At 56.9% G+C, this 14233-nt stretch carries 14 protein-coding genes; 11 read left to right on the top strand and 3 right to left on the bottom strand.

The annotated features are described in order from the left end of the window. The first annotated feature begins 90 nt into the window (after nt 1-90). From WG219_02740 to WG219_02705, 8 genes are all read left to right on the top strand, one after another. The gene (locus WG219_02740; GenBank protein WXL26423.1) at nt 91-2013 is read left to right on the top strand and encodes a PrkA family serine protein kinase; all 1923 of its coding nucleotides are present in this window, start codon (nt 91-93) and stop codon (nt 2011-2013) included. A 72-nt stretch (nt 2014-2085) separates the two neighbouring features. Continuing rightward, the gene (locus WG219_02735; GenBank protein WXL26422.1) at nt 2086-3357 is read left to right on the top strand and encodes a YeaH/YhbH family protein; all 1272 of its coding nucleotides are present in this window, start codon (nt 2086-2088) and stop codon (nt 3355-3357) included. Further along, nucleotides 3354-4919 carry a SpoVR family protein gene (locus WG219_02730; GenBank protein WXL26421.1) on the top strand — a complete coding sequence of 522 codons (1566 nt, stop codon included), beginning with the start codon at nt 3354-3356 and terminating at the stop codon, nt 4917-4919. The genes WG219_02735 and WG219_02730 overlap by 4 nt, the downstream gene beginning before the upstream one ends. A 42-nt stretch (nt 4920-4961) precedes the next feature. After that, nucleotides 4962-5198 (top strand): hypothetical protein, encoded by a 237-nt coding sequence (locus WG219_02725; protein ID WXL26420.1) that lies wholly within the window; start codon nt 4962-4964, stop codon nt 5196-5198. Between the two features lie 59 nt (nt 5199-5257). Further along, on the top strand, nt 5258-6490 hold the full coding sequence (locus WG219_02720) for a multifunctional CCA addition/repair protein (protein WXL26419.1): 1233 nt from the start codon (nt 5258-5260) through the stop codon (nt 6488-6490). A 215-nt stretch (nt 6491-6705) separates the two neighbouring features. Continuing rightward, the gene (locus tag WG219_02715) at nt 6706-7269 is read left to right on the top strand and encodes a YfiR family protein (GenBank protein WXL26418.1); all 564 of its coding nucleotides are present in this window, start codon (nt 6706-6708) and stop codon (nt 7267-7269) included. Further along, on the top strand, nt 7266-8501 hold the full coding sequence (locus WG219_02710) for a diguanylate cyclase (GenBank protein WXL26417.1): 1236 nt from the start codon (nt 7266-7268) through the stop codon (nt 8499-8501). The genes WG219_02715 and WG219_02710 overlap by 4 nt, the downstream gene beginning before the upstream one ends. Nucleotides 8502-8548: 47 nt before the next feature. After that, nucleotides 8549-9028, top strand: a complete 480-nt coding sequence (locus WG219_02705) for an OmpA family protein (protein WXL26416.1) — start codon at nt 8549-8551, stop codon at nt 9026-9028. Between the two features lie 13 nt (nt 9029-9041). Here WG219_02705 and folK read toward each other — a convergent pair whose 3' ends face one another. Both folK and folB read right to left on the bottom strand, forming a co-directional pair. Next, nucleotides 9042-9581, bottom strand: a complete 540-nt coding sequence (folK, locus tag WG219_02700; protein WXL26415.1) for a 2-amino-4-hydroxy-6-hydroxymethyldihydropteridine diphosphokinase — start codon at nt 9579-9581, stop codon at nt 9042-9044. Next, nucleotides 9572-9928, bottom strand: a complete 357-nt coding sequence (gene folB / locus WG219_02695) for a dihydroneopterin aldolase (GenBank protein WXL26414.1) — start codon at nt 9926-9928, stop codon at nt 9572-9574. The genes folK and folB overlap by 10 nt, the downstream gene beginning before the upstream one ends. A gap of 73 nt (nt 9929-10001) precedes the next feature. On the opposite strand from folB, the gene plsY reads away from it, so the two are divergent. Next, nucleotides 10002-10571, top strand: a complete 570-nt coding sequence (gene plsY / locus WG219_02690; GenBank protein ID WXL26413.1) for a glycerol-3-phosphate 1-O-acyltransferase PlsY — start codon at nt 10002-10004, stop codon at nt 10569-10571. A 31-nt stretch (nt 10572-10602) separates the two neighbouring features. Here the strand turns inward: plsY and tsaD are convergent, their stop codons facing one another. Continuing rightward, entirely contained in the window at nt 10603-11628 is a 1026-nt protein-coding gene (tsaD, locus tag WG219_02685; protein ID WXL26412.1) for a tRNA (adenosine(37)-N6)-threonylcarbamoyltransferase complex transferase subunit TsaD, read from the bottom strand. A 205-nt stretch (nt 11629-11833) separates the two neighbouring features. On the opposite strand from tsaD, the gene rpsU reads away from it, so the two are divergent. Together rpsU and dnaG are read left to right on the top strand one after the other, a co-directional pair. Further along, nucleotides 11834-12049 (top strand): 30S ribosomal protein S21, encoded by a 216-nt coding sequence (rpsU, locus tag WG219_02680; GenBank protein WXL26411.1) that lies wholly within the window; start codon nt 11834-11836, stop codon nt 12047-12049. A 138-nt stretch (nt 12050-12187) separates the two neighbouring features. Then, a complete protein-coding gene (dnaG, locus tag WG219_02675; protein ID WXL26410.1) occupies nt 12188-14173 on the top strand; it encodes a DNA primase in 1986 nt (661 codons plus the stop codon). Nucleotides 14174-14233 lie beyond the last annotated feature (60 nt).

Raw genomic sequence — 14233 nt, 5'->3', positions numbered from 1 at the left:
CTAGGGGGAACTTCCGCTGTGTAGTGCAGTGGAGCACCTTGGCACCCGGCCCGCCCCGACCAGGCTTTCAGCATCGAGCGAGGTCAGGTCATGAGCATCTTCAGCCACTTCCAGCAACGTTTCGAAGCCACCCGCCAGGAGGAACTCTCCCTCCAGGAATACCTCGAACTGTGCAAAACCGATCCCAGCGCTTACGCCTCGGCAGCCGAGCGATTGTTGATGGCTATTGGCGAACCTGAGCTAATCGACACAACCCATGACACCCGCTTGTCGCGAATTTTCTCCAACAAGGTGATTCGCCGTTACCCGGCCTTTGCCGACTTCCACGGCATGGAAGAATGCATCGACCAGATCGTCTCCTACTTCCGCCATGCAGCCCAAGGGCTGGAAGAGAAGAAACAGATTCTCTACCTACTCGGCCCGGTCGGTGGTGGTAAGTCCTCGCTGGCGGAAAAGCTCAAACACCTCATTGAGAAAGTGCCCTTCTACGCCATCAAGGGTTCGCCAGTCTTTGAGTCACCACTGGGGCTGTTTAGCGACGCTGAAGACGGCACGATTCTGGAAGAGGATTACGGCATCCCTCGCCGCTATCTGAACAGCATCATGTCCCCGTGGGCAACCAAACGTTTGCAGGAGTTCGGCGGCGATATCAGCAAGTTCCGCGTGGTTAAGCTGTATCCGTCGATTCTCAACCAGATAGCCGTGGCCAAAACCGAGCCCGGAGACGAGAACAACCAAGACATCTCTGCGCTGGTGGGCAAGGTCGATATCCGCAAACTTGAGGACTTCCCACAGAACGATGCCGACGCCTACAGCTACTCCGGCGCCCTGTGCCGGGCCAACCAAGGCCTGATGGAGTTTGTGGAGATGTTTAAAGCGCCGCTCAAGGTGCTGCATCCACTGCTGACTGCCACCCAGGAAGGCAACTACAACAGCACCGAAGGCCTCGGCGCGATCCCCTACAGCGGCATCCTGCTGGCCCACTCTAACGAATCGGAATGGCACAGTTTCCGCAACAACAAGAACAACGAGGCGTTCATCGACCGGATTTACATCGTTAAAGTGCCGTACTGCCTGCGCGTGTCGGATGAGATCAAAATCTACGACAAACTGCTGCTCAACAGTTCCCTGGCCAACGCCCATTGCGCACCAGACACCTTGAAGATGCTGGCGCAGTTCTCCGTACTCAGCCGCCTGAAAGAGCCGGAAAACTCCAACCTCTACTCGAAAATGCGCGTCTATGACGGCGAGAACCTGAAAGACACCGACCCTAAAGCCAAGTCGATTCAGGAATACCGCGACAGCGCCGGTGTCGACGAGGGCATGAACGGCCTGTCGACCCGTTTCGCCTTCAAGATTCTCTCCAAAGTGTTCAACTTCGACCCCCACGAAGTCGCCGCCAACCCTGTACACCTGTTGTATGTGCTGGAACAGCAGATTGAACAGGAACAGTTCCCGGCCGAAGTCCGCGAGCGCTACCTGCGCTTTATCAAGGAATACCTGGCGCCGCGCTACATCGAGTTTATCGGCAAGGAAATCCAGACCGCTTATCTGGAGTCCTACAGCGAATACGGCCAAAACATCTTCGACCGTTATGTCCTGTACGCCGACTTCTGGATTCAGGATCAGGAGTACCGCGACCCGGAAACCGGGGAGATCCTCAACCGCATGGCCCTCAACGAGGAGCTGGAGAAAATCGAGAAGCCGGCAGGCATCAGCAACCCGAAAGACTTCCGCAACGAGATCGTCAACTTCGTCCTGCGCGCCCGCGCCAACAACAACGGCAAGAACCCGTCCTGGCTGAGCTACGAAAAACTGCGGGTGGTGATCGAGAAGAAAATGTTCTCCAACACCGAAGACCTGCTGCCGGTTATCAGCTTCAACGCCAAGGCCAGCAAAGAAGATCAGCAGAAGCACAACGACTTTGTCACACGCATGGTGGAACGCGGCTACACCGACAAGCAGGTCCGCCTGCTTTCCGAGTGGTATCTGCGCGTACGCAAATCGCAGTAATGCGGCCTGACGGTTCCGGCGCCGGACGCCGGAACCGCCTCACCGGCCAGCACCCGCGCACGGAGGACAGGTATGAGCCATGTGATCGACCGTCGCCTAAATGGCAAGAATAAGAGCACGGTAAACCGCCAGCGCTTCCTGCGGCGTTACCGTGAGCACATCAAAAAGGCCGTGGAAGAAGCGGTCACCCGCCGCTCCATTACGGATATGGAGCACGGCGAGCAGATCAGCATTCCCGGGCGCGATATCGACGAGCCCGTGCTGCACCATGGCCAGGGGGGCCGGCAAACCACAGTTCACCCCGGTAACCGTGAATTCACTGCAGGCGAGAACATTCCGAGGCCACAGGGCGGTGGCGGCGGGCAAGGTGCCGGGCAAGCCAGCAATTCCGGCGAAGGCATGGATGAGTTCGTCTTCCAGATCACTCAAGAAGAGTTTCTCGACTTTATGTTCGAGGACCTCGAACTGCCCAATTTAGTAAAACGCCACCTGACCGGCAGCGACACCTTCAAAACCGTACGCGCAGGGATCAGCAACGAAGGCAACCCGTCACGCATCAATATCGTCCGCACCTTGCGCTCAGCCCACGCCCGCCGTATTGCCCTGTCCGGCAGCAGCCGGCAGAAGCTCAAACAGGCCAAAGCCGAGCTGGAGCGCCTGCTGCGCGAGGAGCCGGACAACCTCAACGACATTCAAGCGCTTGAGCAGGAGTGCGAAAAACTGCGCACGCGGATCAACCGCATCCCTTTCCTCGACACCTTCGACCTCAAGTACAACCTGCTGGTAAAGCACCCAACGCCCAGCTCGAAAGCTGTGATGTTCTGCCTGATGGACGTGTCCGGCTCGATGACCCAATCAACCAAGGACATCGCAAAACGCTTCTTCATCCTGCTGTATCTGTTCCTGCAGCGTAACTACGAAAAAATCGAAGTGGTCTTTATCCGCCATCACACCAGCGCCCGTGAGGTGGATGAAGAAGAGTTTTTCTATTCCCGCGAGACCGGCGGGACAATCGTTTCCAGCGCGCTGAAGCTAATGCAGGAGGTCATGGCTGAGCGCTATCCCATCACCGAATGGAATATCTATGCCGCCCAAGCCTCCGACGGCGATAACTGGAATGATGACTCCCCCGTATGCCGGGACATACTGATTAAACAGATCATGCCGTTTGTGCAGTACTTCACCTACGTGGAAATCACGCCACGCGAGCACCAGGCCTTGTGGCACGAGTATGAAAGGGTGAGCGAAGCTTTCTCCGACTCATTCGCCCAGCAGCAGCTGGTCTCTGCAGCCGACATCTACCCGGTATTCCGCAATCTGTTTCAGCGGAGGATCGCGTCATGAAAGACGCTACTAAGCCGCGTCAGCCAATTTCTACCGGCTCAGAATGGACCTTCGAGCTGATCCGCGAATACGACCAGGCCATCGGCCAACTGGCGGCACGTTACGGACTGGACACCTACCCCAACCAAATTGAGGTGATCACTGCCGAGCAGATGATGGACGCCTACGCCTCCGTCGGCATGCCACTGGGTTATCACCACTGGTCTTACGGCAAACACTTCCTGCACACAGAGAAAGGCTACAAGCGCGGGCAAATGGGGCTGGCTTACGAAATCGTGATCAACTCCGATCCGTGCATCGCCTATCTGATGGAAGAAAACACCATCTGTATGCAGGCGCTGGTGATTGCCCACGCCTGCTACGGCCACAACAGCTTCTTCAAGGGCAATTACCTGTTCCGCACCTGGACGGATGCCAGCTCGATCATCGACTACCTAGTCTTCGCCAAGCAGTACATCACCCAATGCGAAGAGCGTTATGGCATTGATGCCGTGGAGGAGCTGCTGGACTCCTGCCACGCCCTGATGAACTACGGCGTAGACCGCTACAAACGCCCCTACCCGATATCCGCCGAAGAAGAACGGCGGCGCATGCAAGAACGCGAAGAGCACCTGCAACGGCAGATCAACGACCTCTGGCGCACCATTCCAAAAGGTGCAAGCAAAACAGACGAGACTGACACCAGCCGCTTCCCTGCCGAGCCCCAAGAGAACATCCTCTATTTTCTAGAGAAGCACGCCCCGCTGCTGGAGCCCTGGCAGCGTGAAGTCATTCGTATCGTGCGCAAGATCGCCCAATATTTTTATCCACAACGGCAAACCCAGGTCATGAACGAAGGCTGGGCGACCTTCTGGCACTACACCCTGATGAATGACCTGTATGACGAAGGCTTGGTGACTGACGGCTTCATGATGGAGTTTCTGCAATCCCATACCAGCGTCGTCTATCAACCGCCCTTCGATAGCCCTTACTACAGCGGCATTAACCCCTACGCGCTGGGCTTTGCCATGTACCGCGATATTCGCCGCATCTGCGAAGAGCCAACGGATGAAGACCGCCTCTGGTTCCCGGATATTGCAGGCAGCGACTGGCTGAGCACACTGAAATTCGCCATGAAGAGCTTCAAGGATGAAAGCTTCATCCTGCAGTACCTGTCACCCAAGGTCATCCGCGACCTCAAGTTGTTCAGCGTGCTGGATGACGACCGCATGAGCCATCTTCACGTTCCTGCCATCCATGATGAAGCTGGCTATCACAGCATCCGCGAGTCGTTGGCCGCCCAATACAATCTCGGCAACCGCGAGCCCAACGTACAAATCTGGAGCATCGACCGCCGTGGTGACCGCTCACTTACCCTTCGCCACCAACAACATGATCGCAAACCCCTAGGCAGCTCCACAGACGAAGTACTCAAACATCTGCATAGGCTGTGGGGCTTCAATATTCATCTGGAGATTTATCAGGGCGATCAGTTGACAGACACACGGCACATCCCACCCAAACCTGCCACCGAAAGCGCTACCGACTATCTGCGATTTGATCCGTTCCCGCCGCCCGTTTGATCGGTTGGCAGCAAGGCCCAGGCACAACCCGCCGATAATCACGTGCTGTGCTGGTTCAATGAGCACACTGCGCCTCCGGAGCAGCTCGGGCCCTATCAGGCCTTACACCGCCTGAAATCGCTCTCCGCCACCTTGCGTGTGCAGCTGCGTGACAGCCAACAGCGCATCCTCTGGGAGGGACAAATCGAAACGCCGCTCAGTCCAGAAAACGACCGCGCGGCCTTCCTGGATCAGGCGGTCCAAAACCTCATGAATGAATTACCCCGCTCCGGCAGCTGAACAACCAGCAGGCAAGTGCCTCCGTAAGCCGTTATCCTGTGCACTTCGGAGGACACACCATGCAGATTTACAAAGTCGGCGGCGCCGTGCGCGACCGCCTGTTGCACAAACCCGTGACCGACATCGACTGGGTTGTTGTCGGCGCCACTGCCGAGCAAATGCTTGAGCAGGGCTACAAACCCGTTGGCTCGGACTTCCCGGTATTTCTGCACCCGAAAAGTGGCGAAGAATATGCACTGGCCCGCACCGAGCGCAAAAGCGGCCATGGCTACGGCGGCTTCACCTTTCATGCCAGCCCGGAGGTAACACTGGAAGAAGACCTGATCCGCCGCGACCTGACCGTCAATGCCATGGCCGAGGATGAACACGGCAACATAACCGACCCTTACGGCGGCCAACGTGACCTTGAAGCCCGCTTGCTGCGCCATGTTTCCCCGGCCTTTAGCGAAGACCCGCTGCGCGTACTGCGGGTTGCACGCTTTGCTGCACGCTATGCACCGCTCGGGTTCCGCGTTGCGGATGAAACCCTAGTACTAATGCGCGAGCTGAGCGAATCCGGCGAGCTGGAAGCCCTGACACCTGAGCGCAGCTGGAAAGAAATCTCCCGCGCCCTGATGGAGCCCCGGCCCGATGTGTTTATTCAAGTGCTGCGCGACTGCGGCGCCCTGAACGTTCTACTGCCGGAAGTCGACCGTTTGTTCGGCGTGCCGCAGCCACCGACCCATCACCCGGAAATCGATACCGGCGAGCACACCCTCAGTGTCTTGCGTCAATGCGTCGAGCATCAGCAGCCGCTGACAGTGCGCTGGGCATGCCTGCTGCATGATGTGGGCAAAGGCCTGACACCCGAGGCCGAATGGCCCCGTCATATTGCTCACGAGCACCGAGGACTGAAGCTTGTCACTGCAATCAATCAGCGCTGCAAGGCGCCAAAAGACTGCCAAGAGCTAGCCCTGAAAGTCTGCGAATTCCATACCCACGGTCACCGTGCCCTGGAGCTTAAGGCGGCAACCTTGCTCAAGCTCCTGCAGAACTTCGACGTATTCCGTCGCCCACAGCGCTTTGAGGAGTTCGTCGCCGCCTGCGAAATGGACGCACGGGGCCGTCTTGGCCTTGAACATCGTGAATATCCACAAGCAGCATATCTGCGAGCAGCTATGCATGCTGCCCGAGAGGTTTCAGTCAAACCCTTACTTGATCAAGGGTACAAAGGCCCTGAATTAGGTGAAGCTTTGGATAAAGCGCGCTTAGACGCTCTCCAAGCGTTTCGCACCCAACACCTAAAGTCCTGAGCGCACCCAGCACCAGCTGGCTTGCTGCCTTGGCCAAATCGCTCCAAAACGGTCAAAAATACGACTTTTCCTATTTATTTATCGACATAAAGTCATTTTTTTGCCATTAAACAGCCATCTTCGAGACTTCCGTACAGAACCTAATCACATTTTCACCTCTCTAATGGGCCACAACGCCACGACACGCGTGCAAAGGCAGCATTGGAGTTTCCGAGTTGATTTCCCCACACTCACTGGCTAGGACGGCCCTCGCGACGGCGCTGTATGCTGCTCTAAGCACCTCGGCAATCGCTGCACCAGCCGACCCGCCCTGTGAAAACCGCGCGCAGTGCCGCTCTTTGCATGCCGCTCAGGTCGTGCTGGGCATTATTAATTACGCGCGCTGGCCAGCCCTGCCTAAACCGCTGACCCTGTGCATCGTGGGCGCCACAGAGTACGCCGATAAGCTCTGGCAAAATCAGCCCCTCACGTCCCGCTACGACATCCGGACAAAACGACTGCTAATCGACAACCCCCAACTGGCAACCGAATGTAACGCGGTCTACCTGGGGGCGGCCGCACCTGCCAAGCGTCAGAAGCTATTCCAGATACTGTCCGACATTCCTGTACTCACTATCAGTGAACATAACCAGGGATGCAGCCAAGGCAGCATGTTTTGCCTGAAAGTGATTGATAGCAACGTTGGTTTTCAGATCAACCTGGATGCCATCGCCCGCAGCGGTATCCGCATTCATCCCAATGTTCTGCAACTTGGCAAACGCGCAGGGACGCAGCCATGAACAGACGTAAGCCCATACCCACACAACCAAGCCCCAGCCTTCGCCGCCTGATGGACCGGGCACATCTGCGACTCACCTTGCTAGCAATCAGCCTAACCTGTTTGCCACTGGTGCTGATCAGCCTGATAACCCTCAGCAGTTATGCGACTCAGAACCTGCAACTGATTGCCCGCTCCATGGCGTACAGTCTGGGACCAGCCGTTATATTCAAGGACAGAGAGGCCGTACAGGAAGCCCTCAACCAAGTACTAGAGACCGAAGACGTCGCACAGGTTTCCGTCTATGACGAGCACGGTCACCTGCTCGCCAGCCGGGAAGCCAATCGTCGCCGAGTGCTCAGTGCCCTAGAGGATCTGACTGCAGATTTGCTGCTGTCTGGCGAACTGACTCACACCATCACAGATCATGATGCTGTCATCGGCAAGCTGCACATTCGCGGCCAAGGCTCCAGCATGCTGCAATACCTGTTCTATGGTCTGATTGGTCTGCTGGCCAGCCTGGCGCTGAGTACGGTGGGAGCCGTCTATGCATCCAAACGTATGCAGCGGGTCATCACACGTCCCTTGCGACACCTGTCGTTACTGGCCCATAGCATCTCAATGGACCGCAAGTTCAATCAGCGCGTACCTGCAACTCAGATTGAGGAATTCAACGATCTGGCCGATGACTTCAACAGCCTGCTGGACCAGCTCGAAGCCTGGCAGCACCAGCTGGAGTCAGAAAAAGCCACACTGGCCCACAAAGCCAGCCACGACGCCCTAACCGGGCTGCCCAATCGTGCGTTTTTTAATACCCGGCTGCTGGAGGCGATTCGTGAGTCCCGCAGCGCCAAGAGCTCAATTGCCGTGATGTTTCTCGACAGCAACCGCTTCAAAGAAATCAACGATCAGTTGGGGCATGCCGCTGGCGATACAGTGCTGACCGCCATCGCTCGCCGTTTACAAGCTCAGCTGCGCGAAGATGATGTGGTTGCCCGCTTGGGCGGTGATGAGTTCGCCGTACTGCTCAAGCCTATCTTCAGTGAAGATGACGCAGGCCTAATTGCGGATAAAATAAACGCCAGCATGCTGGAGCCGATCCAGCTGGATGATGGCCGCACAATCTGCACCTCTTTGAGTATTGGTATCGCCATGTACCCACAGCATGCTGACACCCCGGAAGGCTTACTGCATCGGGCGGATGCTGCTATGTATAAAGCCAAACGCAACCAGCATGGACACAACTTGGCCTGACGCATTTGCGCGTCACAACGGGTCAACAGCTAACAAGGAGAGGCATTTTGCACCGTCTTTTTTCCTGCCTGTTTTTCCCTTTTGTTCTTGCAACGCTCACCGGTTGTCAGAGCCCAGGCCTTAGCCAGCAGCAGACAGAGCTTCTGCAATATGAGGGCTTCACGCTGACGGATGACGGCTGGGAGCTGAATATGTCAGCCAAACTACTATTTCCCCTCAACTCTGACCAGTTGTCGGCAGAGATGAACACCCGCATCACCCATATCACCCAGCAATTGCTGAGTATTGGCATTGATCACGCCCGCCTCGAAGGTCACGCGGATAGCACCGGCACACCAGCATACAATGAAGAACTGTCGACGCGACGCGCCAACAGCGTAGCCCAGGCCATGATCAACGCTGGCATGAGCGAAGAAAAGATCAGCGTGCGCGGCATGGGCATCACCAAACCGGTGCATGACAACAGCACAGCACAAGGCCGCCGGGAGAATCGCCGGGTGGTAATCATCATTGATCCCAGCAACTGACGACTGGCGGGCCTCAACCCACGCGTGTACAGGTATCTAGCAAGGCTTGCGGGGTCAATTGCTGAGCCCTCCAACAGAAAGCGGCTGGCCACAGCTTCTGGGCAATCTCAGCCTCCTGCCAAAGCTGCCCGAAACTGCGCTGCTGCTCAGGGTGCAGCACATCTGGTACCAGCAAGGACAACGGCCAAAGGACAAAGGCGTTTTTTAGAATTTCTGCGCGAGGCAGGATTAATCCATCGAAGTTACCCACCAGATCGCCGAACATCAACACATCTATATCCAGCGGCAATCCTTTGCGGTCCGGCGCATAGCGGCCATTATCAGCCTCAATAAACTTCAGCCGACGATCCAGCTCCCCCAGCGGCAAAGCACTATTGCCTGACACCACAAGATTGAAAAACGGCCCACTTTTAATACCCACCGGCTCGCTTTCGAACACGGGCGAACAGCGCATATCCGTCAACAGCCCGGCAAGCGCATCTAACCCGGCACGCAAGTGAGTCTCTCGCTCGATATTGCTGCCAAGGCCCAACAACACAGGAGTTAGCGACATCCGCGCTCAATCTCCACGCCGACACCACCCACGGCGGCTGGTACTGCACCTGGCTTAGTCAGCTTCAGGCGCACCCACGGGATCTGGAACTCGCTCATCAGCAACTCGGCCAAACGCTCAGCAAACGTCTCTACCAAAATAAACTGCGACTCACTGGCGAAGGCCTGGATACGCAGGGAAACCTGGGCATAATCCAGCGCCTTGCTCAAATCGTCCCCTGCGGCGGCTGGGCGGTTATCCCACCCCAGATACAAATCCAAGCGCAGACACTGGCGGATGGTGCGTTCCCAGTCGTAAGCACCAATCACCGTGTCGACTTCAAGGCCTTCGATAAAAACTGTGTCCAACAATACTCTCCACGGCACGACAATCTGATCGTACCTCGCTAGAATCAGGGCTCCCTCGCCCGGAATGGATACCATGTTTTGGCTGTTGGCGACTTTCGCCTACCTGCTCGGCTCGTTGTCGTTCGCCATTCTGCTCAGCCAACTGGCCGGCGGGCCAGATCCGCGCGCCAGCGGTTCAGGCAACCCAGGCGCTACCAATATGCTCAGAGTAGCGGGAAAACGCCTCGCCGTTTTTACTCTGATTGGCGACCTGTTCAAAGGCCTTTTGCCTATTTTGCTCGCTAAACTGGCTAACCTAAGCCTGCAAGAGCAAGCCTGGATTGGCCTCGCAGCCGTTATCGGCCACCTGTACCCACTTTATTTCAACTTCCGAGGAGGCAAAGGCGTAGCCACTGCCGCCGGCATGCTACTAGGCCTGTACCCTCCAGCCGCCTTACTCGCCCTAGCCAGCTGGGCCCTGGTGTTTGTGCTCACACGCACCAGCTCACTCGCGGCCCTGATCGCTACACCGCTAACCCTGCCACTGCTAGCTTGGCAGCAACCCGCGGCACTCTTGCCAGTCTGTGTATTATGCGGACTGATCGTCTGGCGGCACCGCAGCAATTTACGTGATCTGTTTGCCGGGCGTGAGCGACATTTCTGAACAGACCAAATGAGCACCGCTCACCTTAGCCTCAAATAGCCGGCAACTGCTCCATTGGCCAACGTGCCTGAACCTTGATCCCCAAATCTTCCTGCTGCCCGGCCAGCAGCCGCTGACAGCCCGCGTAAGCGATCATCGCGCCGTTATCTGTACAAAACGCCGGACGCGCGTAGAACACTTCACCGTTCAACTCACCGAGCATCTTTTCCAGAGACTGCCGCAGCGCCTTGTTGGCGCTCACACCGCCAGCGATCACTAGATTATTTAATCCGGTCTGTTTAAGTGCACGTCGGCACTTGATCGTCAGCGTATCGACCACCGCATCTTGGAAGGCCAAAGCAATGTCGCTGCGGGTTTGCTCACTGTTATCCCCTTCAGCCTGACACTGCTGCCAGGTATTCAGAGTGAACGTCTTCAAACCACTAAAACTGAACTCCAGGCCCGGACGATCCGTCATTGGACGCGGAAACTTAAAGCGCCCCGGCGTGCCGTCCTGAGCCAGACGAGCAATTTCAGGCCCCCCCGGATAACGCAACCCCATCAGCTTGGCGGTTTTATCAAAAGCTTCCCCGGCGGCATCATCCAACGACTCGCCGAGCAACTGATAATGGCCAATGCCATCCACGCGAACCAGCTGAGTGTGTCCACCGGAAACCAACAATGCGACGAACGGGAATGCCGGCGGTTGATCCTCCAGCATCGGCGCCAAAAGATGTCCCTCCATATGGTGAACACCAAGGGCAGGAATACCCCAGGCAAACGCTAGGGCTTGGGCGCAGGAGGCACCAACCAGCAGCGCACCGACCAGCCCTGGCCCCGCCGTATAGGCTACTGCGTCAATGTCTTCAGGCTTTCGCTGCGCCTGTTCCAGCACCTGCCGAATCAACGGCAACATGCGTTTTACGTGGTCTCGGGAGGCCAACTCAGGCACGACACCACCGTAAACACGGTGCAGATCGATCTGACTAAACAGCGCATCGCCGAGCAGGCCATGCTCGCTGTCATAAAGCGCGACACCTGTCTCGTCGCAAGAGGTTTCCAATCCCAGAACCAGCATGGGCAGTGCCTTCGTAGTAAAGTGTGCAACTAATGAGGCCGCGCATGATAATGGCCCGCAGCATGGCCCGGCCAGCGCTTTTCGCCGAGAGGCTTTGCATTCCTCATAACAAGGCGGTAATATCCGCAACCCTTAAAAACTACGTTCTCCAGCACCACTTGCCAGGAGTAACGTTACCCCCGGTAAAGAAAAAGGTACGCCCTGGATGCCAGCCGTCAAAGTTAAAGAGAACGAACCCTTCGACGTAGCTCTGCGTCGTTTCAAGCGCTCCTGCGAAAAAGCCGGTATTCTGGCTGAAGTTCGCAGCCGTGAATTCTACGAGAAGCCGACCGCTGAGCGTAAGCGTAAAGCCGCTGCCGCTGTTAAGCGTCACGCTAAGAAAGTGCAGCGCGAACAGCGCCGCAGCGTTCGCCTGTACTAATCAGTACTCGCGCAACGAACGAACCCGGCTCCGGCCGGGTTTCGCTTTTAGACTCCGCATCATTTCAGTGATCGCGGGGTCTTTTAGTTTCTGCATTTCTCTGTTCTGCCAGCGCACAGAGCAGTATCCTGAGTCCCTATGGCCGGCCTAATTCCACAGTCTTTTATCGATGATCTGCTCAACCGCACCGACATCGTCGACGTGGTCGCTTCGCGTGTCCAACTGAAAAAAGCTGGCAAGAACTACACAGCTTGCTGCCCGTTCCACAAAGAGAAAACCCCCTCGTTCAGCGTCAGCCCGGACAAACAGTTCTACTACTGCTTTGGTTGCGGCGCCGGCGGAAACGCCTTGGGGTTCATCATGGACCACGACCAGCTGGACTTCCCCCAGGCCATTGAAGAGCTGGCAAAGCGCGCCGGCATGGAAATCCCCCGGGAAGAAGGCGGACGCAACAGTAAACCGCGCCAGCCAACGGACTCACCGCTTTACCCGCTGCTCGCTGCAGCCGCCGAATACTACAAGCAAGCCCTCAAGAGCCACCCACAACGCAAAGCCGCCGTGGACTACCTAAAGGGTCGCGGCCTTTCCGGTGAAATCGCCCGGGACTTCGGCATGGGCTTTGCCCCACCCGGCTGGGACAACCTGCGCAAACACTTAGGCGGAGATACGCTGCAACATAAAGCCATGATCGACGCCGGCCTGCTGGTTGAAAACGCCGAGACAGGCAAACAGTACGACCGCTTCCGCGACCGCATCATGTTCCCGATCCGCGATACTCGCGGGCGCGTCATCGCCTTTGGTGGTCGAGTCTTGGGCGACGAGAAGCCCAAATACCTGAACTCCCCGGAAACCCCGGTATTCCATAAAGGCCAGGAGCTGTACGGCCTGTTCGAAGCGCGCAAGCACAATCGCAACCTTGATGAAATCATGGTTGTGGAAGGCTACATGGACGTTATCGCCCTCGCCCAACAAGGCCTGCGCAATGCCGTTGCCACACTCGGTACCGCCACCAGCGAAGAACATCTCAAGCGCCTGTTCCGCCTCGTGCCAAACGTCCTCTTTTGTTTCGACGGCGACACCGCCGGACGCAACGCAGCCTGGCGCGCACTGGAAGCCACACTGCCCAACCTGCAAGATGGCCGCCGCGCACGCTTTCTCTTTTTGCCAGATGGCGAAGACCCGGACACCCTAGTACGCCAAGAAGGCACCGAGGCCTTCCGCCTGCGCATCAATCAGCAAGCGCAACCACTGGCCGACTACTTCTTCCAGCACCTATGCGAAGAAGCAGACCCCAGCTCACTAGAAGGCAAGGCGCACCTAACCACCCTAGCCGCCCCACTGATTGAAAAGATCCCAGGCAACACACTGCGCGCCCTGATGCGCCAGCGCCTCAGTCAGATTACCGGCCTTACCAGCCAGGCACTCGATGAACTGACACCACCAAGCCAGGCCACCCCCACCCCGAGCACACCCTCCGGGCATGACTACCCCGACTACTCGGACATGCCAGACAGCGCCTTCTACGAAGCAGAAGCTAGCCACAGCGACTACATGCAGCCAATCCCGACGCCTGAGTTCGACAGCGGCAACTTTAAAAGCAAGGGAAAAGGCAAGGGCGAATGGAGGAAGGAAGGCGGCAAGTGGACCAAAAAAGGCGACTTCACACCTCGCCAGCCGCGCACCGCCATCAGTGTTGAATCACCGCACCTAGCCGCCCTGCGCACCCTACTGCACCACCCACAGCTGGCGCAGAAAGTCGAAGATGTTAGCCACTTCGCAGCCGAAGACGACACCTACGCACAACTGCTGGTCGCCTTGCTGGGCGCGCTACAGAAAAATCCGAATTTGCGTTCCCTGCAGCTCATTGCACGCTGGCACGGCACCGAACAAGGGCGACTGCTTCGCGCTATAGCGGAAAAGGAATGGTTAATTTCAGATGACAACCTTGAACAACAGTTTTTCGACACTATAAATAGATTAGTCGACCGTCAGCGTGAGCGCAGCCTGGAACATTTATTGCGCAAAGCGCGTCAAAGCGAGCTAAGCGCGGAAGAAAAAGACCAGCTGCGAAACCTGCTTACCCGCAACTCTGTTGGGGATATCCCGCGCCCAACTGGCGCATAAGTATGTAACTCGGGTATAATCCTCCGCTTGTTTTTTGCCCGCCAAGACCTTCAATGGATA

It is taken from the genome of Pseudomonas mendocina (assembly GCA_037482215.1).
Classification (GTDB): domain Bacteria; phylum Pseudomonadota; class Gammaproteobacteria; order Pseudomonadales; family Pseudomonadaceae; genus Aquipseudomonas; species Aquipseudomonas mendocina_E.
This window is presented reverse-complemented; position numbering and strand designations above follow the sequence as displayed.

Excerpts from the sequence above, each read along its gene's own strand:
- WG219_02710 (WXL26417.1), top strand. The coding sequence starts at position 7,266 with ATGAACAGACGTAAGCCCATACCCACACAACCAAGCCCCAGCCTTCGC.
- dnaG (WXL26410.1), top strand. The coding sequence starts at position 12,188 with ATGGCCGGCCTAATTCCACAGTCTTTTATCGATGATCTGCTCAACCGC.
- WG219_02730 (WXL26421.1), top strand. The coding sequence starts at position 3,354 with ATGAAAGACGCTACTAAGCCGCGTCAGCCAATTTCTACCGGCTCAGAA.
- tsaD (WXL26412.1), bottom strand. The coding sequence starts at position 11,628 with ATGCTGGTTCTGGGATTGGAAACCTCTTGCGACGAGACAGGTGTCGCG.
- WG219_02735 (WXL26422.1), top strand. The coding sequence starts at position 2,086 with ATGAGCCATGTGATCGACCGTCGCCTAAATGGCAAGAATAAGAGCACG.
- plsY (WXL26413.1), top strand. The coding sequence starts at position 10,002 with ATGTTTTGGCTGTTGGCGACTTTCGCCTACCTGCTCGGCTCGTTGTCG.
- WG219_02720 (WXL26419.1), top strand. The coding sequence starts at position 5,258 with ATGCAGATTTACAAAGTCGGCGGCGCCGTGCGCGACCGCCTGTTGCAC.
- WG219_02740 (WXL26423.1), top strand. The coding sequence starts at position 91 with ATGAGCATCTTCAGCCACTTCCAGCAACGTTTCGAAGCCACCCGCCAG.
- rpsU (WXL26411.1), top strand. The coding sequence starts at position 11,834 with ATGCCAGCCGTCAAAGTTAAAGAGAACGAACCCTTCGACGTAGCTCTG.
- folK (WXL26415.1), bottom strand. The coding sequence starts at position 9,581 with ATGTCGCTAACTCCTGTGTTGTTGGGCCTTGGCAGCAATATCGAGCGA.